Annotated in this window: 21 protein-coding genes and 2 pseudogenes; 15 read left to right on the forward strand and 8 right to left on the reverse strand. The window is 67.3% G+C overall.

Features of this window, described 5'->3' with window-relative positions; all coding sequences use genetic code 11:
• Positions 1-44: 44 nt before the first annotated feature.
• Positions 45-443, reverse strand: coding sequence for a MarR family EPS-associated transcriptional regulator (locus ACG04Q_RS08640; RefSeq protein ID WP_394510503.1), 399 nt, complete (start codon positions 441-443; stop codon positions 45-47).
• A gap of 140 nt (positions 444-583) precedes the next feature.
• On the opposite strand from ACG04Q_RS08640, the pseudogene ACG04Q_RS08645 reads away from it, so the two are divergent.
• A pseudogene (locus tag ACG04Q_RS08645) lies at positions 584-1,072 on the forward strand (IS5 family transposase); the annotation flags it as partial.
• 27 nt (positions 1,073-1,099) lie between these two features.
• Here the strand turns inward: ACG04Q_RS08645 and ACG04Q_RS08650 are convergent.
• The 5 genes and pseudogenes from ACG04Q_RS08650 to ACG04Q_RS08670 form a co-directional block, all read right to left on the reverse strand.
• Positions 1,100-1,921 carry an IS3 family transposase gene (locus tag ACG04Q_RS08650; RefSeq protein WP_394510504.1) on the reverse strand — a complete coding sequence of 274 codons (822 nt, stop codon included), beginning with the start codon at positions 1,919-1,921 and terminating at the stop codon, positions 1,100-1,102.
• Positions 1,918-2,232 (reverse strand): DUF1153 domain-containing protein, encoded by a 315-nt coding sequence (locus ACG04Q_RS08655; RefSeq protein ID WP_183106904.1) that lies wholly within the window; start codon positions 2,230-2,232, stop codon positions 1,918-1,920. The genes ACG04Q_RS08650 and ACG04Q_RS08655 overlap by 4 nt, the downstream gene beginning before the upstream one ends.
• A gap of 56 nt (positions 2,233-2,288) precedes the next feature.
• Positions 2,289-2,501 (reverse strand): annotated as a pseudogene (locus ACG04Q_RS08660) (transposase); the annotation flags it as partial.
• Positions 2,502-2,569: 68 nt separating this feature from the next.
• Positions 2,570-3,697 carry a Wzz/FepE/Etk N-terminal domain-containing protein gene (locus ACG04Q_RS08665; RefSeq protein ID WP_394510505.1) on the reverse strand — a complete coding sequence of 376 codons (1,128 nt, stop codon included), beginning with the start codon at positions 3,695-3,697 and terminating at the stop codon, positions 2,570-2,572.
• Between the two features lie 8 nt (positions 3,698-3,705).
• On the reverse strand, positions 3,706-5,568 hold the full coding sequence (locus ACG04Q_RS08670; protein WP_394510506.1) for an SLBB domain-containing protein: 1,863 nt from the start codon (positions 5,566-5,568) through the stop codon (positions 3,706-3,708).
• Between the two features lie 138 nt (positions 5,569-5,706).
• Between ACG04Q_RS08670 and ACG04Q_RS08675 the strand changes: the two genes are divergently transcribed.
• From ACG04Q_RS08675 to ACG04Q_RS08685, 3 genes are all read left to right on the forward strand, one after another.
• Positions 5,707-6,676 (forward strand): IS5 family transposase gene (locus ACG04Q_RS08675; RefSeq protein WP_394510507.1). Its coding sequence is split into 2 segments (ribosomal slippage): positions 5,707-6,198 and positions 6,200-6,676, totalling 969 coding nucleotides; the frame shifts between segments, so codons are not numbered across the junction.
• Positions 6,677-6,864: 188 nt separating this feature from the next.
• On the forward strand, positions 6,865-7,956 hold the full coding sequence (locus tag ACG04Q_RS08680; protein ID WP_394510508.1) for an MraY family glycosyltransferase: 1,092 nt from the start codon (positions 6,865-6,867) through the stop codon (positions 7,954-7,956).
• 38 nt (positions 7,957-7,994) lie between these two features.
• Complete coding sequence (locus tag ACG04Q_RS08685; protein ID WP_394510509.1) at positions 7,995-9,497, forward strand: DEAD/DEAH box helicase; 1,503 nt, start codon at positions 7,995-7,997, stop codon at positions 9,495-9,497.
• Here the strand turns inward: ACG04Q_RS08685 and ACG04Q_RS08690 are convergent.
• Together ACG04Q_RS08690 and ACG04Q_RS08695 are read right to left on the reverse strand one after the other, a co-directional pair.
• Positions 9,494-10,255 (reverse strand): SAM-dependent methyltransferase, encoded by a 762-nt coding sequence (locus ACG04Q_RS08690; RefSeq protein ID WP_394510510.1) that lies wholly within the window; start codon positions 10,253-10,255, stop codon positions 9,494-9,496. The two genes, ACG04Q_RS08685 and ACG04Q_RS08690, sit on opposite strands and share 4 nt — an antisense overlap.
• Positions 10,252-10,827 (reverse strand): Maf family nucleotide pyrophosphatase, encoded by a 576-nt coding sequence (locus ACG04Q_RS08695; RefSeq protein WP_394510511.1) that lies wholly within the window; start codon positions 10,825-10,827, stop codon positions 10,252-10,254. The genes ACG04Q_RS08690 and ACG04Q_RS08695 overlap by 4 nt, the downstream gene beginning before the upstream one ends.
• A 32-nt stretch (positions 10,828-10,859) precedes the next feature.
• Between ACG04Q_RS08695 and ACG04Q_RS08700 the strand changes: the two genes are divergently transcribed.
• The 11 genes from ACG04Q_RS08700 (at position 10,860) to ACG04Q_RS08750 (ending at position 18,858) form a co-directional block, all read left to right on the forward strand.
• On the forward strand, positions 10,860-11,420 hold the full coding sequence (locus tag ACG04Q_RS08700; protein ID WP_394510512.1) for a YceD family protein: 561 nt from the start codon (positions 10,860-10,862) through the stop codon (positions 11,418-11,420).
• A 173-nt stretch (positions 11,421-11,593) separates the two neighbouring features.
• Positions 11,594-11,779: a 50S ribosomal protein L32 gene (gene rpmF, locus ACG04Q_RS08705; protein ID WP_056876082.1), complete on the forward strand. Its 186-nt coding sequence runs from the start codon at positions 11,594-11,596 to the stop codon at positions 11,777-11,779.
• 107 nt (positions 11,780-11,886) lie between these two features.
• On the forward strand, positions 11,887-12,990 hold the full coding sequence (gene plsX / locus ACG04Q_RS08710; RefSeq protein ID WP_394510513.1) for a phosphate acyltransferase PlsX: 1,104 nt from the start codon (positions 11,887-11,889) through the stop codon (positions 12,988-12,990).
• Entirely contained in the window at positions 12,987-13,985 is a 999-nt protein-coding gene (locus ACG04Q_RS08715) for a beta-ketoacyl-ACP synthase III (protein WP_394510514.1), read from the forward strand. Before plsX ends, ACG04Q_RS08715 begins: the two co-directional genes overlap by 4 nt.
• Before the next feature lie 7 nt (positions 13,986-13,992).
• Positions 13,993-14,937, forward strand: a complete 945-nt coding sequence (gene fabD, locus ACG04Q_RS08720) for an ACP S-malonyltransferase (RefSeq protein WP_394510515.1) — start codon at positions 13,993-13,995, stop codon at positions 14,935-14,937.
• Positions 14,938-14,941: 4 nt separating this feature from the next.
• On the forward strand, positions 14,942-15,685 hold the full coding sequence (gene fabG, locus ACG04Q_RS08725) for a 3-oxoacyl-ACP reductase FabG (protein ID WP_394510516.1): 744 nt from the start codon (positions 14,942-14,944) through the stop codon (positions 15,683-15,685).
• A gap of 88 nt (positions 15,686-15,773) precedes the next feature.
• Complete coding sequence (gene acpP / locus ACG04Q_RS08730; protein WP_056204266.1) at positions 15,774-16,013, forward strand: acyl carrier protein; 240 nt, start codon at positions 15,774-15,776, stop codon at positions 16,011-16,013.
• Positions 16,014-16,049: 36 nt separating this feature from the next.
• Positions 16,050-17,294, forward strand: a complete 1,245-nt coding sequence (fabF, locus tag ACG04Q_RS08735) for a beta-ketoacyl-ACP synthase II (RefSeq protein ID WP_394510517.1) — start codon at positions 16,050-16,052, stop codon at positions 17,292-17,294.
• A 12-nt stretch (positions 17,295-17,306) separates the two neighbouring features.
• Positions 17,307-17,723 (forward strand): hypothetical protein, encoded by a 417-nt coding sequence (locus ACG04Q_RS08740; RefSeq protein ID WP_394510518.1) that lies wholly within the window; start codon positions 17,307-17,309, stop codon positions 17,721-17,723.
• Positions 17,720-18,310 (forward strand): sigma-70 family RNA polymerase sigma factor, encoded by a 591-nt coding sequence (locus ACG04Q_RS08745; protein ID WP_394510519.1) that lies wholly within the window; start codon positions 17,720-17,722, stop codon positions 18,308-18,310. The genes ACG04Q_RS08740 and ACG04Q_RS08745 overlap by 4 nt, the downstream gene beginning before the upstream one ends.
• Positions 18,307-18,858 carry an RseA family anti-sigma factor gene (locus tag ACG04Q_RS08750; protein ID WP_394510520.1) on the forward strand — a complete coding sequence of 184 codons (552 nt, stop codon included), beginning with the start codon at positions 18,307-18,309 and terminating at the stop codon, positions 18,856-18,858. Before ACG04Q_RS08745 ends, ACG04Q_RS08750 begins: the two co-directional genes overlap by 4 nt.
• The last annotated feature ends 21 nt before the right edge of the window (positions 18,859-18,879 follow it).

An 18,879-nucleotide genomic window follows, 5' to 3' on the forward strand; every position in this document is an offset into this window, starting at 1 on the left:
GAGGGCGTTGTTTGCGGCGGGGGGGGGGGGCGGCGAGCCCGGTCTCAGGATGCATGAGTCGGCGAAGCGGGCTCAGCTCCGGATTTGCTCCCCGGGTCTTGAGCCAGTTCAGCTTTGAGCACCGATAGTTGCTGGTACAACCGCGCGTAGTCAGCCTCTTTGTGGGCGATGAAAGCGCGAGTCAGCCGTGCTTTCTCCGCCATGCCGGTTGGCGTCAGTAGGTAGAGGTACCCGATCTTGTGGTCGTTGCGGCGAAAGTTTTCGACCTTGACAAGCCCTTTCTTCAACAGGGCCCGGAGCACAAAGTTCGTCTTGCCCACGCTGATGCCTAGTCGCTCTGCAAGTTCGCGCTGCGAACTCACTGGCTGAGCAGACACCTGCCGCATTGCGGCGAGTTCGAGCTCGTCGGGAAGCACGGCGGTTGATTGTGCGGGCTTGTTCATGTGGTGAACGCTGATTATAGGGAGCGTGTAGGCCGCGGACTGGTGCTGAGTGAGTCTGCAATGTGCCTTAAAGGATCGCAGGCGCCGATATCAGTGCCTGCGATGCATTGATCGGAAGTGACTTCCCCGCGCGACCTGCCTTCGTGCAGCACTGGTTCAACCTCACTGACGAGGCCTGCGAGGAAGCGCTGCTGGACAGCACGGCGCTGCGCCGCTTCGTGGGGATCGATCTGGGGCGCGAGCGCGTGCCTGACGGCATCACCTTGCTCAAGTTCCGCCGTTTGCTGGAAGACGACAAGCACAAGCTGGGCGCGGCACTGTTCGCCAAGGTCGGTGAAGTGCTGCAGGGCAAGGGCCTGAAGGTGGGAACCGGCACCATCGTGGACGCCACGATCATCTCGGCGCCGAGTTCGACCAAGAACGACAAGGGGGGGGGGCGCGACCCCGAGATGCACCAGACCCGCAAAGGCCAGCAGTGGCACTTCGGGATGAAGCTGCACATCGGCGTGGACAGTGCGACGGGGCTGGCGCACAGCGCCGTGGTGACGGCGGCCAATGTGCACGACAAGCACGCGATCCCGCAGCTGCTGCACGGGGCCGAGCAGGAGGTGTACGGCGACAGCGCCTATGTATTGACCCAGCAGAACCTGCACAGGTCAGGCCGCTAATGCAAATGCCTCAGCGGGGGTCTTCATGTTCAGCGCCTGATGCGGGCGCCGGTGGTTGTAGAAGTGGATCCAGTCGCCGATCAGGCGGCTGGCATGCTGCAGGGACTCGAAGCGATGCCGATGCACGCATTGCTCTTTGAGTGTGCGGATCACCCGCTCGACCAGGCCGTTCTGCTCCGGGCTGTGTGGCGTGATGAACTCCTGCTGCAGCCCGTAGCTTCTGACCAGCGCCGTGAGGCTGCGGCTGGTGAAGACCAGGCCGTTGTCCGAGCGCAGCAGGAACGGCGCCGGCGCGCGTCCCAGCGTACCGAACCGCGCGATCAGCGCCTGCTCCAGGGCCGACTCGGCCGTCTTGGATCGGCCGCTGCGCGACAGATGCCAGCCCAGCAGCTCGCGGCTGTGGCAGTCGATCACCAGCGCCAGCGTCGTCCACCCATCGCGCCCCGCCCAGACCCGGCACATGTCGGTCGCCCAGCGTTCATTGGGCGCCTTGGCCACCGACGGCAGCGACTGGATCCGAGGTCTGAAGCCCACGGGCCGCTTACGCACCTGCCAGCCCTTGAGCTGGAAGATCCGCTGCACCGTGTTCTTGTTGAACCCCAGCAGGTGCGCCACCGTCCGGTAGCCAAACGACGGGTTCTCTTCGATCATGGCTTTGATGGGCGTGATGAAGCGCTCCTGCAGCGACGGGGCCGCCTTCACGGAGCGGTAGTACACGGTGCGCCGCGGCACTTCGAACCACTTGCACAGTTTGCTGATCGAGACGGTGATGCCGTCGGCTTGCAGTCCCTGGCGGATCGTCTCGATCACTTCTCGTCCTCGCCCAGCAGGGACTGCAATTTTTTTCTGGCGCGCAACTCCAGCATTGCCTCGCCATAAGCCTCCTGCAGTTCCTTGAGCTGGCGCTCGTACTGCTCGCGCACATCCTGCGGGTTGGCCTTCAGGGCGTTCTCCATGCCCCGACGGCCGTCCTCCATCCAGCTCTCAATCTCCGACGGTGGCAGGTCATACGTCCTGCTCGCCTCCGACACGCTGGTCTTGCCCTGGATGATCTCCAGCACCAACGCCGTCTTGCGCTTGGCCGTCCAGCGCTTGATCTCTTCGTCCATCAACGTACTCACGGTGTCTTCCTTTCGACGGTAACACCTGAGCAGGTTTTCACTGGGGCAATACAGTTCCACCACAGTTGCAGGCAGTGGATACGCAGCATGGTTTCGACGGCGAAAGGGGGGGGGGGGCGGCCGCCCAGTGCCTGGTGCGCGCCGCGCGCGTGCGGCTGGATCAGCGCCACCAGTGCCGCCCAGGGCACGACCTGATTCATCTCGTCGAGGAAGACCTCCTTGCGGGTCTTCTTGGGCAGCGGGTCAAGGCCGAGCGTGATCTGATCCATGACCACCATCGTCTGCGACCATCACGCCCCGCACCAGTCGGATTGACCAGGGGTTTTGCAGACCTTCCCTAGCCGGCGACTTTGACTTTTGCTATGAAATGCCGAGCAGCAAGACCGATCGCCAAAAGCAGCCCTGCGAGAAACGCTGCGCCAGCTGCGATGAATGCGCGCTTGGGCTTGCTCTTGTGTTCTGGTGGCGTTGCCTCATCGACAACTTGGATCAGGCCGCCTTCGCGGCTTTCGTCCAGCCGCGCCACCTCGAATTGCCTCGAGAACAGCTCAAACAGCGACTCCTGATACTTGTACTCGCGGTAGCGATCGATGTAGCCAGCGTCGCTGGCGTCAGGTCGGTCAGTGCTTTCGAGTTTGCTCAGCTGATTCCGAAGCGCGCCGAGCAGTGTTTGTTGTTGTTGCACCTCTGCAGAGGATTCCGCCATCGAGCGGCGCAGCGTTTGCAGCTTGACTTCGGCCGCAGTCGCCCCTGCCTTGATTCGTGCATAGGCTTCTGCCGCTGCCTTGGGCTCAACTTTCAAGGCGCCCGGGTTAAATCCGCTTTGCTGCAAGGCATTCTGGGCTTGAGACAACTGTTCGCGCGTTTTTTTGAGTTCGGTTTCGAAAAAGACGCGCCGCTGCTGAGCTTCTGTCAGTGCCAATTCGCCGGTCAATCGCCGAAGTTCGGACACATGCGCGTTGGCAAGGTCTGCTGCGAGCTGTGGGCTGCTGCCATCGACCTCGATCGTGATCAGGCCGTCCTTCTTGCCGAGGTTGATGCGCACGTTGGCTGCCAGGGTCTTGCGCGCTTGGAATCGGTACTTGGACTCGTATTCCGACATCAACTGGAAGTGATCCACAAGGCGGTCCTGGATGTTGACGCTCTGCATCAGCGAGACGTATTGATCACCGGTCGTCTTGACGCCGCCCAAGGTGCCGCCCGCCAAGCCCGACAGCGCTCCCAGCGACGCGAGTGCCGAAGCTGCAACGCTCTGCGGCTGCTGGGGGGGCAGGAACATCGTTCGAGCCGTGTAGGTGGGTGGAATGAGGAAACTGCCTCCCAGCGCCAAAGCGCCGACGGCCAAGCTTGCGCTGATGATTAGTTTCCACTGAGTCGTGACGACGGATATCAGCTCGCCAAGCGCGACGGTGTCAACTTCAAGTTCAGCCTTGAGTGCATGTGTGCGGTCCAGGTTTTGGTGCATGGCCGGAGTCAGTTCTTGATCGTCTTAAGCGCGGCAGCGCCCAAGCCAAATTGGTACAGGATCTGCGTCCAGTCTTTTGCTTGCTGGATGAACGTCGTCTTGTTTAGTTCCTCCGGCACGAATACGGTGTCGCCTGGTAGTGCTGCCAAGTTCGCTATGCCGCTGCTATTGCTGAACCATCCGCTGCTCGACTGTCGCGCACTCACGACGCTGCCATTCGCGCGCAGTACGAAAATGCTTGCACTGTCCGCGCCGCGAGTCGGCCCGCCGGCCAGTTTGACGATGTCATCGATGGAGTTGCCTGGCTTCAACAGATAGCTGCCGCCGTTGAAAACACTTCCAAAGACGCCGACGGTGTTGGGGCGTGCTGGTATGTAGAGACGGTCCCCGTCTTCGACCGGCAAGCTGGGCATGTCCAGGGATGCATCCGTAAGATCCAGCACGACGCGGCCCGTCGGGCGCACGGCGCGCAGCCGCTCGATCAATCGGGTCGTGCCGGCCTGTTTCTGCGCCGCTGCCGCCGCGTCATCCGCGTTGCTCAACTTTTGTGTCGAGGTGCTGCGCGTGAAGTCGGTTTCCAGATCTCGCAACGCGCGGTCGTACTGGGCCTCCTGGACCTTGCGTACGCTCTCCCGGGAGAGGTCTGTGCCGAACAAATAGGCTTCGCGCGTCAATCCGCCGGCAGCCAGCAGTGCATCGGCGAGGGTGCTCGTCGGCGGTAGTACGTAGTCGCCCGGCCGCGCCACTTCGCCGTCAATCCGGATGCGCTTGTATTGCTTGGCCTGTGGCAGCACGGCTACCACGCTGTTGAAGGCTCTCACCACGTCTCCGTTGTTCATGCGCTGACTGCCATCCTGCGGCAGCGACAGCTCTGCAACGCGGCGGTCATTGCGTTCGCTGAGGCGTTCGATTGCCACCCGGCTTGCGTCGGCCACTGTCGACAGCCCGCCGACGTAGGCGATGGCATCGTTGATGGTCTCGCCACCATTAAGTTCCACGATGGCCGGCCGATTAACGCTGCCGATCAGCGCGACTTGCGACCCGATGGGGCCCACGTACAGTACGTCATCGCCTTGCAGTGGCACGTCTCCCTTCTTGTCGCCTCGCACCAGCAGGTCGTATAGGTCGAAGTGCCCCACTACTTGACCGCTTCGACGCAGTTCGATGTTGCGGAAGCTGCCGGCCGCCGAGGGGCCACCGGCTTGCATCAGACCAGTCATGACGGTCGCCAAGCTGCTGACGCTGTATGCGCCGGGCTTGGCGATGAAGCCCGTCACGTAATAGCGAATGCTGCGCAGTCGACCCAACGTCGCGCTGAGCTGGAAGTTCTTGAAAACTTGGGCGACACGGCGGCTTAGAAGGTCGTTCAGGTCAGCATGGCGCACCCCTGCAACGACCACGGGGCCGACACGGGGAATAACAATGCGCCCGGCGCGATCCACGGTTAGTCTTAGGTCAGCGTCGACGGAGCCCCAGATCGTCAGCTGGATTTCGTCTCCCAGCCCGACTACGTAGTCTGTTGGTACCTGGCGGTTCGCTTCAACCGCAGAGACGCGGCCCGGAATCATCAAGTCGCTGCCCAAGCGCTGTATGGTCGCCCCAGCCAGTCCGCTTACATAGGCTTCGAACTCGCTCGGCGGGTTCGAAGTCGCACCTGCCAAGCGGATCAAGGTGGCCGTTTCGTCTGGTGTGGCAGCGCGTGGCGAGTCGTCCAGCGGTACGCCGCGCGGCGTTGGCGCGCCCAACCTGATCGGCCCTTGCGCTGCAGCCTCGTTGTCTGTGGCGTCGGCAGCGAAGGACGGGAAAGATGCGGCCAGTATTGCCGCTGCGAGCAGGCCTGAGAGGGGGTGCCGGCGCAAGGGTTGCCTCATGGTGAACGTCGTGGACGGCAGCCTTAAGCGACCGGCCGTCTCGTGAAATGGTCGCGGATTCTAGGGCTACGTTGATTGAGGTCTGCGTACCGGGTTGATCTGGTGGCAACGCAGGCACCGCGTCGGGATCATGCTTGGATGAAGCAAGCAACCCTGGCAGCGGCAGCCGATCAAGGCGCTGAGTTCGAACGATTCCGCAGGCCGACGCGGCGCGACGTGTTCCTGCAGACGATGGACACCATCGTGCCGTGGGCCGAGCTGTGCGCGGTCATCGAGCCGCACTACCCCAAGGTGGGCAAGGGGCGCCCACCTATCGGGCTGGAGCGCATGCTGCGCATGTACTTTGTGCAGCACTGGTTCAACCTCGCTGACGAGGCCTGCGAGGAAGCGCTGCTGGACAGCACGGCGCTGCGCCGCTTCGTGGGGATCGATCTGGGGCGCGAGCGCGTGCCTGACGGCACCACCTTGCTCAAGTTCCGCCGTTTGCTGGAAGACGACAAGCACAAGCTGGGCGCGGCACTGTTCGCCAAGGTCGGTGAAGTGCTGCAGGGCAAGGGCCTGAAGGTGGGAACCGGCACCATCGTGGACGCCACGATCATCTCGGCGCCGAGTTCGACCAAGAACGACAAGGGGGGGGCGCGACCCCGAGATGCACCAGACCCGCAAAGGCCAGCAGTGGCACTTCGGGATGAAGCTGCACATCGGCGTGGACAGTGCGACGGGGCTGGCGCACAGCGCCGTGGTGACGGCGGCCAATGTGCACGACAAGCACGCGATCCCGCAGCTGCTGCACGGGGCCGAGCAGGAGGTGTACGGCGACAGCGCCTACGCCTCGCAGCAGGAACTGATTGCCCTCAAGGCACCGCAAGCGCGGGACCGGACGAACCGGCGTGTTGGCCCTGCAGGCATCGCGGCCGACATCGAGCGCATCGCCAACCGCATCAAGTCCAAGGTGCGCTCCCGGGTGGAGCACGTGTTCGCCGTGGTCAAGCGGCAATGGGGCTTCAACAAGGTGCGCTACAAGGGCTTGGCCAAGAACGCGACGCGCGCATTCGTCGCGCTGGGCCTGGCCAGCATCTACATGGCGCGCAGCCACTTGGTGGAATGAGTGCGTCTGCAATGCGCGGCGGCGCCCGTAGCCCGAAAGGGCCATGCGGATGGGCCGCTTCGCAGTCCGATGTCTTCGTGATAATCAGCTTGCCGCGGGGCGCTTGGAAATCGACGGCTTATTCAGCGTAGCCCTAGTGTGCGGCTTGCTGCCTGCTGCGTTGCGGCGCGTTCATTACACTGCAGGCGATGGTCTATTTTCTGGTTTCATTTTTTGTGGCGACTGTGGTGACTCTACTGGTCATCCATTCCTCTCACAGCCACGCTCATTTGTCAGCTGACCTGGATCTGTCGGGGCCGCAGAAGTTTCATGCATCGCCAGTGCCTCGCGTCGGCGGGGTTGGGATGTTTGCGGGCTTGTTGTGCTGCGTGGCCGTCGCTGCGGTATCAGCGAAACCGGACTGGAAGTTTGGCGCCACGCTGCTTATCTGCGGGCTGCCGGCATTTCTTGCCGGCCTGATTGAGGACTTGACTAAAAGAGTTTCGCCGGCGAAGCGACTTGCTGCGACAGCGGTTTCTGCCGCCTTAGGTTGCTGGCTGCTTGACGCCACGATTGCGAGGACGGATGTCCCGGGTGTGGACTGGTTGATCTCTTTCGCCGCAGGCGCCTGGATCTTCACCATCTTCACCGTGGCCGGCGTCGCCAATTCCGTCAACATCATCGACGGCTTCAACGGGTTGTCGTCTATGTGCGTGTGCCTGATGCTGCTGGTCTTTGCGTATGTGGCCTACCAGGTCGGTGATGTGCCGCTGGCACTCTGGGCGTTGGCTGGCGTGGGTGCCGCGCTGGGGTTCTTCGTTTGGAACTTTCCCGCTGGCCTCATCTTCCTGGGTGATGGCGGTGCCTACTTCCTGGGCTTCTACCTGGCCGAGATCGGCATCCTGCTGATCGGCCGCAATCCCGAGGTGTCGCCGTTGTTTCCCCTGATGGTGTGCATCTACCCGGTGTTCGAGACGCTGTTCTCGATGTACCGCCGCCAGGTCATCCGCGCCGTGTCCCCGGGCCTACCTGATGGCATCCACCTGCATTCGCTGATCTACCGACGCCTGATGCGCTGGGCCATCGGGGCGCGGGACGCGCGAGCGCTCACACGCCGCAACTCGATGACAGCGCCCTACCTTTGGATGCTGTGCCTGTCGTCGCTACTTCCGGCGTTGGCGTTCTGGGATTCGACCCCGCTCATCGCCGCCTGCATGCTCGTGTTTGGCGCGACCTACATCGTGCTGTACCAGCGGATTGTCCGCTTTAAGACGCCCAAATGGCTGGTCATCCGGCGCTGAACAGTCTCAATCAGACGTACCAGCGATAATCGAGGGATATGAGCGACACCGCCTCCCCGTCCGTCCAGCCTGACCTTGCAGGCGCTGAGCCCGCTCCCCCGGCCCGCTTCGACACCCTTCCCCTCGACCCCAAGCTCCTCCGAGCGGTCGCCGATTCCGGCTACCTCACGATGACGCCCATCCAGGCCAAGGCGATTCCCATCGTCCTGCAGGGTCGCGACGTCATGGGTGCGGCGCAGACCGGCACCGGCAAGACCGCGGCGTTCTCGATCCCCCTGCTGCAGCGCATGCTCAAGCACGAGAACCCGAGCGTGTCGCCGGCCCGCCACCCGGTGCGGGCCCTGGTGCTGGCGCCGACCCGCGAGCTGGCTGACCAGGTCGCGGAGAACGTCAAGAAGTACGCCAAGCACACCAACTTGCGCTCGGTCGTTGTCTTCGGCGGCGTCGACATGAAGCCGCAGACGGCCGCGCTCAAGGCCGGCGTCGAAGTGCTGATCGCCACGCCCGGCCGGCTGCTGGACCACATCGAGGCCAAGAACTGCGTGCTGAACCAGGTCGAGTATGTCGTGCTCGACGAGGCCGACCGCATGCTGGACATCGGCTTCCTGCCGGACCTGCAGCGCATCCTCAGCTTCCTGCCCAAGGCGCGCCAGACGCTGCTGTTCTCGGCCACCTTCTCGCCCGAGATCAAGCGGCTGGCGCAGAGCTATCTGCAGGACCCCATCCTCGTCGAGACGGCCCGCCCCAACCAGACGGCGTCCACCGTCGAGCAGCGCTTCATCAGCGCCACCGACGATGACAAGCGGGCCATCATCAAGCAGATCCTGAAGGAGCGGTCCATCCGCCAGGCCATCGTCTTCGGCAACTCCAAGCTGGGCGTGGCCCGCCTGGCGCGTGCCTTCGAGCGCGACGGCCTGCGCACGGCCGCGCTTCATGGCGACAAGTCGCAGGACGAGCGCCTCAAGTCGCTGGAAGCCTTCAAGCGCGGCGAGATGGACGTGCTGGTCGCGACCGACGTCGCCGCCCGCGGCCTGGACATCGCCGACCTGCCGGCGGTCTTCAACTTCGACGTGCCGTTCAACGCCGAGGACTACGTGCACCGCATCGGCCGCACGGGCCGCGCGGGTGCGTCGGGCCTGGCGGTCACGCTGGTGACCAAGTCGGACGCGCGCCTGATCGCCGACATCGAGAAACTCATCAAGCGCGAGATCGTGCTGGACACCTTCGAGCTCGAGAACGAGCGGCCGCGCTTCGAGCGTCGCTCCCGTGAAGACGCGCCGGATCGCCAGGAACGTCAGGAGCGCTACGAGCGCCCGGATCGCCCGTTGCGTGCGACCAGCCCCGCGCTGCGCACGCCGGCGCCGTCCGCCGACCCGTTCTTCAACAAGCCCTACGAAGCCAGCTCGCGCGATGAGCCGCCGGCCTGGGAGAAGGCCAAGGCGGCCACGCCGGTCAAGGGCCTGTCCAGCTACATCAAGCCCAAGAAGCAGGTCGCGGCGCTGTTTGGTGCCAAGAAGCCGGCCGCGCCGGCCGAGTCCTAAGCCAGCAGCGCGAAGACCGCAGGGATGCGGTCCGGCAGCGTGGTGCGGTTGGCGCGCCAGTCGGCCACCTTGGCGGTCTGCGTCCAGCCGCCCGGCAGCGTGAGGCCCACGCTGACCGACAGCCGCGTCGACGGCTTCAGCGCTGCCAGCAGCGCCTGGCGCAGCGCCTCATTGCGGTAGGGCGTCTCGATGAGCAGCTGAGTCTGCTGCGCCCGGGCCGACAGTGCTTCCAACTCGCGGATGCGCGCCGTGCGGGCCGCGGCGTCCACCGGCAGGTAGCCGACGAACGCGAAGCTCTGGCCGTTCAGGCCGCTGGCGGCCAACGCCAGCAGCAGCGAGCTCGGGCCCGACAGCGGCACCACCTCGATGCCGGCCTCGTGCGCCAGCGCCACCAGCCGCGCGCCGGGGTCGGCGACGGCGGGCAGGCCCGCTTCCGACATCAGCCCCACGTCGTGCCCGGCCAGTGCCGGCGCCAGCAGTGCGCGCCAAGCCGTCGAATCGTCGCCAGCCGGCCGGCCGCCCTTGGGCGGGCGCGGTAGCTCGGCGATCTGCAGCGCCTGCAGCGGCTGGGCCAGCGGCGCGACGGCGTCGACACGCTTGAGCAGCGCCCGCGTCGTCTTCGCGTTCTCGGCCGCCCAGTGCGTCAGCCGCGCGGCGGTCTCGATGACGCGCTGCGGCAGCACCTCGCGCAGGTCCAGCGAGTCGTCCACGCCGAAGTCCAGCGTGTTGGGCATCAGGATCAGTCGACCGTGCTTCATGCCAGGGGCTCCAGGCCGGCGCGGCGCAGCAGCGCGCAGGTGCGGATCAGCGGCAGCCCGATCAGCGCGGTGGGGTCATCGGACTCGACCGCGTCCAGCAGCGCGATGCCCAGGCTCTCGACCTTGGCGCTGCCGGCGCAGTCATAGGGTTCATCGGCGCGCAGATAGGCCTCGATGGCGGCGGCGCTCAGCGCTCGTACCCGCACCCGCACCTCGGCGCGCTCGATGGCGGCCAGGCCCGGCGCGACGACGGCGACGGCGGTCTGGAACACCACCTCGCGGCCGCTCATGCGCGCCAACTGCGCGGCGGCGGCTTCGTGCGTGCCAGGCTTGCCGATGGCTTCGCCGCCCAGGTCGGCCACCTGGTCCGAGCCGATGACGATGGCCGCGGGATTGCGTGCTGCTACGGCGCGGGCCTTGGCCAGCGCCAGCCGCTCGGCCAGCGCCGCCGGAGCTTCGCCGGGCAGGGCGGTTTCGTCGACTTCCGGGCCGACGGCGTCGAAGGGCAGTCGCAGCCGGGCCAGCAATTCCTGGCGGTAGCGGGATGTCGAGGCAAGGATCAAACGCGGCATCGGGGCATTCTCGCCCGCCTAAACTTCAGCCCATGAAACCGCGTGCCTTTGTTCCCGAAAAGCTCGACCTTGCCGTGTTCGCCCGCGAAGGCGCCAGCCTGGAGGGCGAGTGGCCCGCCGCGGCGCTGGAGCGCCTGGCCGACGCCGCCGCGCCGGAAGCGCCCGCCAAGGGCTGGCCGGCGCTGCGCTGGAGCCTGCTGGGCGAGATCCGCCAGCCCAAGGGCGGCAAGCCCCAGACCTGGCTGCAGGTGAGGGCGCAGGCGCAGGTTTCGCTGACCTGCCAGCGCTGCCTCAAGCCCGTCGAGGAGCATCTGGACATCGACCGCTGGATACGCTTCGTCGACACCGAGGCCGAGGCGGCGGAGCTGGACGCCGACAGCGACGATGACGTGCTGGCGATGCCGCGCCACCTGGATGCCCGCGAGCTCGTCGAGGACGAGCTGCTGCTGGCGCTGCCGCTGGTGCCGCGCCACGAGGAATGCCCCGAGCCGCTCGCCCACGCGGATGACGAGGTTCCTGCCGACGAGGGGGGGGCCGAGCGCCCCAACCCCTTCGCGGCGCTGGCGGCCCTCAAGCGCGGCGGCAGCGCCTGACGGCATGCGCCGCGCGGCATTGCGCAACGCCGTCGCCGAGTTGGCTTGGCGGAGCGCGCATCCGCTGCTATACTCATGGGCTTTTCTGCGGCCTGGTGCTCGAGGTTGGTTCTCGCACCCCGGGGTCGCAACCCCAAACCCCGCACGTCACTGCGCAGAATTCGGAGAATTTCATGGCCGTTCAGCAAAACAAGAAGTCGCCTTCCAAGCGCGGCATGCACCGTTCCCACAACGCCCTGGTCACCCCGGGCACGGCCATCGAGCCGACGACCGGCGAAGTGCACCTGCGTCACCACATCAGCCCCACCGGCTTCTATCGTGGCCGCAAGGTGCTGAAGAGCAAGGCCGACGCGGCCTGATGCTGCTCCGCGCCGCCCCGCTGGCGGCGCGCACCGATGAATCTGCCAACCCGGCCTGCGCTCAGCGCTGTGCCGGGTTTGGTCTTTTCTGAACTGCTTTCGTCTCGATGACCCACGCGCCCCTGCCCGATCCCGTCCGCCTTGTCGTCGACTGCATGGGCGGCGACCACGGCCCCTCGGTCACGCTGCCGGCCTGCCGCGCCTTTCTCGACAAGCACCCGACGGCCGAGTTGCTGCTCGTCGGCCAGCCTGAAGCCCTGAAGTCCGCCGTGGCCTGGCCGCGCTGCCGCATCGTCGCCGCCAGCGAGGTCGTCACGATGGACGACCCCATCGAGGTGGCGCTGCGCCGCAAGCGCGACTCATCCATGCGCGTCGCCATCCAGCAGCTCAAGGCGCGCGACGGTGAGCCCGTGCTGGCGCATGCCTGCGTGTCCGCCGGCAACACCGGCGCGCTGATGGCCGTGGCCAAGGTGCTGCTGAAGACCGTGGCCGGCATCGATCGCCCGGCCATCGCCGCCGTCATGCCCAATGCTGCAGGTCGTTTCACAACCGTGCTGGACCTGGGCGCCAATGTCGACTCGGCGGCCGAGAACCTGCTGCAGTTCGCCGTGCTCGGCAGCGCGCTGGTGTCGGCCGTGGACGGCATCGAGGAGCCCAGCGTGGGCCTGCTCAACATCGGCGAAGAGGCCATCAAGGGCAGCGAGACCATCAAGCAGGCCGGCGAGCTGCTGCGCGCCGCCGGCAGCGCCGGCCAGCTGAACTTCTACGGCAACGTCGAGGGCAACGACATCTTCAAGGGCACGACGGACATCGTCGTCTGCGACGGCTTCGTCGGCAACGTCATGCTCAAGGCCTCCGAGGGGCTGGCCGGCATGATGGGCGGCTTCATCAAGGCCGAGTTCACGCGCGACTGGCTCAGCATGCTGGGCGGGTTGCTGGCCCGCCCGGTGTTGAACCGCTTCAAGCACCGCGTGGACCACCGCCGCTTCAACGGCGCGGCGCTGCTGGGCCTGCGCGGCCTGGTGTTCAAGAGCCATGGCTCGGCCGATGCCTTCGCATTCGAGATGGCGCTGGCCCGCGCTTATGATGCCGCCCGCAACCGGCTGCTTGACCGGGTACACGAGCGCATCGTCGCCACGCTGCAGGCCTCCACGGTCACGGGTGCGACGGATGCCGGAGACAAGGCGGCTCCCGCCGCCCAGGCTGCATGAGCCCCACAGCACACACACCTCCCCGCCATTCCCGCATCCTCGGCACCGGCAGCCACCTGCCCGCTGACCGGGTCACCAACCAGGCCCTCGCCGACCGCCTCGCGGCCGACGGCATCGAGACCTCCGACGACTGGATCGTCGAGCGCACCGGCATCCGTGCCCGCCACTTCGCGGCCGCCGACGAGGGCGCCAGCGACCTGGCCTTCCCCGCGGCGCAGGCCGCGCTGGAGGCTGCCGGCATCCAGGCCGAGGAGCTCGACCTCATCATCGTCGCCACGTCCACGCCCGACATGGTGTTCCCGTCCACCGCCTGCCTGCTGCAGAAGAAGCTGGGCGTGTTCGGCTGCGCCGCCTTCGACGTGCAGGCCGTCTGCTCGGGCTTCGTCTACGCGCTCAGCGTTGCCGATTCGATGATCAAGAGCGGCGCCGCCAACAAGGCGCTGGTCGTCGGCGCCGAGGTGTTCTCGCGCATCCTCGACTTCAAGGACCGCACCACCTGCGTGCTGTTCGGCGACGGTGCCGGCGCCGTCGTGCTGGGCGTCAGCGACACGCCGGGCATCCTCGCCACGGAACTGCATGCCGACGCCCGCCACAGCGACATCCTGTGCACGCCCGGCACCGTGTCCGGCGGCCAGGTGCTGGGCTCGCCGCTGCTGCGCATGGACGGCCAGGCCGTCTTCAAGCTCGCCGTCGGCGTGTTGGAGAAGGTCGCCCGCTCGGTGCTCGACAAGGCCGGCATGACCGATGCCGACATCGACTGGCTCATCCCCCACCAGGCCAACATCCGCATCATGCAGGGCACGGCCAAGAAGCTGCGCATGTCGCTGGACAAGCTCATCGTGACCGTCGACGAGCATGGCAACACCTCGGCCGCCTCCGTGCCGCTGGCGCTGGATGCCGCCGTGCGCAGTGGCCGCATCCAGCGCGGCGACACCGTGATGCTGGAAGGCGTCGGTGGCGGCTTCACCTGGGGCGCTGCCCTGCTGAACTACTGAGATTTTTATGACTGCACCTTTCGCCGTTGTCTTCCCCGGACAAGGCTCGCAGGCCGTCGGCATGCTCGACGCCTTTGGCGACCACCCGGAAGTCCGCCGCACGCTCGATGAAGCCTCCGCCGCCCTCGGCGAGGACATCGCCGCGCTGATCCACGCCGGTCCCAAGGACCAGCTGGACCTGACCACCAACACCCAGCCCGTCATGCTGACGGCCGGCATCGCCTGCTGGCGCGCCTTCGTCGCCGAGACCGGCGCCACCCCCGTCGCTGCGGCCGGCCATTCGCTGGGCGAGTACACGGCGCTGGTCGCTGCCGGCGCGCTGAGCCTCGCCGACGCGCTGCCGCTGGTGCGCTTCCGCGCCCAGGCCATGCAGGAAGCCGTGCCCGTGGGCGTCGGCGCGATGTACGCCATCCTGGGCCTGGACGGCGACGCCGTGCGCGCCGGCTGCGCGCAGGCCGCGGCCGAGACGGGCGAGGCCATCGAGGCCGTCAATTTCAACGACCCCAAGCAGACGGTCATCGCCGGCAGCAAGGCCGGCGCCGAGAAGGCCGCCGAACTCCTGAAGGCCGCGGGTGCCAAGCGCGCGCTGCCGCTGCCGGTGTCGGCGCCGTTCCACTCCAGCCTGATGAAGCCGGCCGCCGAACGGCTGAAGGAAAAGCTGGCCACGGTGCAGTTCGCCGCCGCCGCCTTCCCGGTCATCAACAACATCGACGTGGCCATCACCGACAACGCCGACGCGCTGCGCGACGCGCTGTACCGCCAGGCCTTCGGCCCGGTGCGCTGGGTCGAGGTCGTGCAGGCGCTCAAGGCGCGCGGCGTGGGCCATGTCATCGAGGCCGGCCCCGGCAAGGTGCTGACCGGCATGGCCAAGCGCATCGACGCCGAGCTGCAGGCCGCCTGCGTGTTCGACCCCGCCTCGCTGGCCGAGGCCCGTGCCCTGCTGGGAGCCTGAATCCATGACTGACTCCGCATCCAAGGGCGTCGCCCTCGTCACCGGCGCCAGCCGCGGCATCGGCCGCGCCATCGCGCTGAACTTGGCCCAGGCCGGCTGGCGTGTCATCGGCACCGCCACGACCGAGTCCGGCGCCGCCGCCATCACCGAGGCGCTCGCTGCGCACGGTGGCCGCGGCATCGCGCTGAACGTGACCGACGCAGCCGCCAGCCAGGCCGCCGTCGACGACATCGTCGCCAAGGACGGCCGCCTGGACGTGCTCGTCAACAACGCCGGCATCACGCGCGACACGCTGTCCATGCGCATGAAGGACGACGACTGGGACGCCGTGCTGGACACCAACCTCAAGGCCGTGTTCCGCCTCGCCCGCGCCGTCACCAAACCGATGATGAAGCAGCGCGCTGGCCGCATCATCAACATCACCTCCGTTGTGGGCGCGTCCGGCAACGCCGGCCAGGCCAACTACGCCGCCGCCAAGGCCGGCGTCGCCGGCCTGACGCGCTCGCTGGCCCGCGAACTGGGCAGCCGCGGCATCACCGTCAACTGCGTCGCGCCGGGCTTCATCGCCACCGACATGACCGAGGTGCTGCCCGAGGCCCAGAAGGCCGCGCTGCTGGCGCAGATCCCGCTGGGCCGCCTGGGCGCGCCCGAGGAAATCGCCGCCGCCGTTGCCTTCCTGGCGTCACCCGGCGGTGCTTACATCACGGGCACCGAGCTGCACGTCAACGGCGGCATGTACATGGCCTGATTCGGGCCCGGGGGCCTCGATTTAGGGGCCCCCATCTAGAGCCCGTAGAATGCTGGGCTGTTTTCTGCAAACCCCTCCTGGAGGAGTCATGAGCGATATCGAAGCACGAGTCAAGAAAATCATCGCCGAGCAACTCGGCGTGGCGGAAGCCGACGTCACGAACGAAAAGGCTTTCGTCGCCGACCTGGGCGCCGATTCTCTGGACACCGTGGAACTGGTGATGGCCCTCGAAGACGAGTTCGGCATCGAGATCCCGGACGAAGAGGCCGAGAAGATCACCACCGTGCAGCTGGCGATCGACTACGCCGTCAAGCACCAGAAGGCCTGAGCGCCTTCCCTTCCCCGCAACTCTGATCCGCACCGCATGAGTCGTCGCCGCGTCGTCGTCACCGGCCTTGGCCTCATCAGCCCCGTCGGCAATACCGTTGCCGAAGGCTGGGCCAACATCCTCGCCGGTCGTTCCGGCATTGCCAACATCACCCGCTTCGACGCCAGCGCCTTCGCCTGCCGTTTCGCGGGTGAGGTCAAGGGCTTCAACATCGAGGACTACATCCCCGCCAAGGAAGCCCGGCACATGGATACCTTCATCCATTTCGGGCTGGCGGCGGCCATGCAGGCGGTGCGGGACTCCGGTCTCCCGACCGGTGACCAGCTGACTGAAGAACAGGCCGAGCGCATCGGCGTGCTGGTGGGTTCGGGCATCGGCGGCCTGCCGCTGATCGAAGAAACCCACGGCGAGCTGACCAACCGCGGCCCGCGCCGCATCTCGCCGTTCTTCATCCCGGCCTCGATCATCAACATGATCTCGGGCCACGTCTCCATCCAGTACGGCTTCCAGGGACCCAACCTGGCGATCGTGACGGCCTGCACGACGGGCCTGCACGCGATCGGCGAAGCCGGGCGCCTCATCGAGTACGGCGACGCCGACGTGATGATCGCCGGCGGTGCCGAGTCGGCCGTGTCGCCGCTGGGCATCGGCGGCTTTGCGTCGGCCCGCGCGCTGTCCACCCGCAACGACGACCCCGCCACCGCGTCCCGTCCCTGGGACAAGGACCGCGACGGCTTCGTGCTGGGCGAGGGCGCCGGCGTGCTGGTGCTCGAAGAGTACGAACACGCCAAGAAGCGCGGCGCCAAGATCTACTGCGAGCTGGCGGGCTTCGGCATGGGTGCGGACGCGTACCACATGACCGCGCCCAACGTCGACGGCCCCAAGCGCTCCATGCGCGCGGCGCTGCGCAACGCCGGGCTCAACCCCGACCAGGTCCACTACATGAACGCCCACGGCACCTCCACGCCGCTGGGTGACATCAACGAGACCAACGCGATCAAGCTGGCCTTCGGCGATCACGCCAAGAACATGGTCATCAGCTCGACCAAGTCCATGACCGGCCATCTGCTGGGCGGCGCGGGCGGCATCGAGTCGGTGTTCACGGCGCTGGCCGTGCGTGACCAGGTCGTGCCGCCGACGATCAACATCTTCAACCAGGATCCCGAGTGCGACCTGGACTACTGCGCCAACGAGGCGCGGCCCATGAAGATCGACGTCGCCGCCAAGAACAATTTCGGCTTCGGCGGCACCAACGGCACGCTGATCTTCAAGCGCGTCTGAGCCCGCTGCGCGATGCGCCGCACGCCGCCCGTCGTCGTGCAGTTGCTGCCGCAGCCGGAGATGCAGGCTGCCGTGGCTTTGGCCGTCGCACTCGCGGCAGGCGGCCTGGCCGCCTGGGCCGTCGGCCATCAACCCCAGGCCTGGCTTCTCTGGCTGGCCGTGCCATTCGCCGCGACCGCTGCATGGCGGGCTGCGGCGGTGCTGCCGCGCCGGCTGCGCTGGGATGGCCAGGCCTGGTGGCTGACGGCGCCTGGCCGCGATGACGAAACCGCTGTCCGACTTGCCGTGCTGATCGACCTCGACGCCTGGCTGCTGCTGCGCGCCAGCCCCGGCCCTTGCTGGCTGCCGCTGTCGCGCCGCCAGCAGCCGCAATGGAGCGCGCTGCGCGCCACGCTGTTCGCCGCCGCGGGCGGCGCGGTGCAGCGATGAGCGTGCCCGGCGTCGACGCCGACGCGCTGCTGGTGCGCCAAGCGCAGGCCGGCAGCCGTGCGGCTTTCGACATGCTGGTGCTGAAGTACCAGCGCCGCATCGAGCGGCTGCTGGGCCGCAGTGTGCGCGACCCCGCCGACGTGGCCGACCTGTGCCAGGAGACCTTCCTGGCCGCCTATCGCGCGCTGCCGTCCTTCCGCGGCGACAGCGCGTTCTACACGTGGCTGTACCGCATCGCGATCAACGCCGCCAATCGTCACCATGGCCACCGCGCGCGCCAGCGGCCCGTCGAGACGCTGGATGACGACGAGGGAACTTTCGGCACCGGCACGCCTCCAACCGACGATGCGACCCCCGAGACCCTGCTCGCCAGCCGTCAACTGGCGTCGGGGCTGGACGAGGCGGTCGCCGCCCTGGCCGACGATCAACGCCGGGCGCTGCTGCTGAGAGAGGTGGATGGCTTGAGCTACGACGAAATCGCCGACCTGATGGATTGCCCGCCGGGCACCGTGCGTTCGCGCATCTTCCGCGCCCGCGAGGCGCTGGCCGCGCGGCTGCGGCCGCTGCTGAGCGGGGGCTGGCGATGAGCCGCGCCGACGAGCCCGCGCTGGCACAGGCGCTGTCCGCCGTCATGGACGGCCAGGCCACGCCGGCCGAATGGGCGCTGGTCAACGCCGCCTGGGACGCCGACCCCGCGCTGCGCGAGCGCTGGGCGCTGTGGCATGCGGCGGCCGACGGCCTGCGCTCGGCCGAGCTGCCCGCCGCACACCGCGACCCGGCGGCCCTGCTGGACGCGCTGCACGCCCGCCTGCCGGCGCCGGTGGCGGCGCTGCCACGCCGCCGCGGCGAGTGGCTGGCGCCGCTGGCCGTCGCGGCCGGCTTTGTCGCGATGGCAGTTGGCCTGGGCACGCTGCGCCCGCCCGCCGCCTCCGAGCCACTGGTGGCCGCTGCACCGAACACAACACCGCGCGCGCAGGGGCTTGTGGGCATGAGCTTTGCCCAGGCTGCCGCAGGCCGTACGCTCCCGGCCGTGGGCGCGGTGCGCGACCCCGTGCTGCTGGACCCCGCCGCGCCGGAGTCCATCGACTGGGGCGCTGCGCTGCCCGACGCCGCGGCCTCCCGCCCTGGCTCCTGAGCCGTCTCGCTATCCTCCGCA

Source organism: Pelomonas lactea (assembly GCF_043555885.1).
GTDB lineage: Bacteria > Pseudomonadota > Gammaproteobacteria > Burkholderiales > Burkholderiaceae_C > Pelomonas > Pelomonas lactea.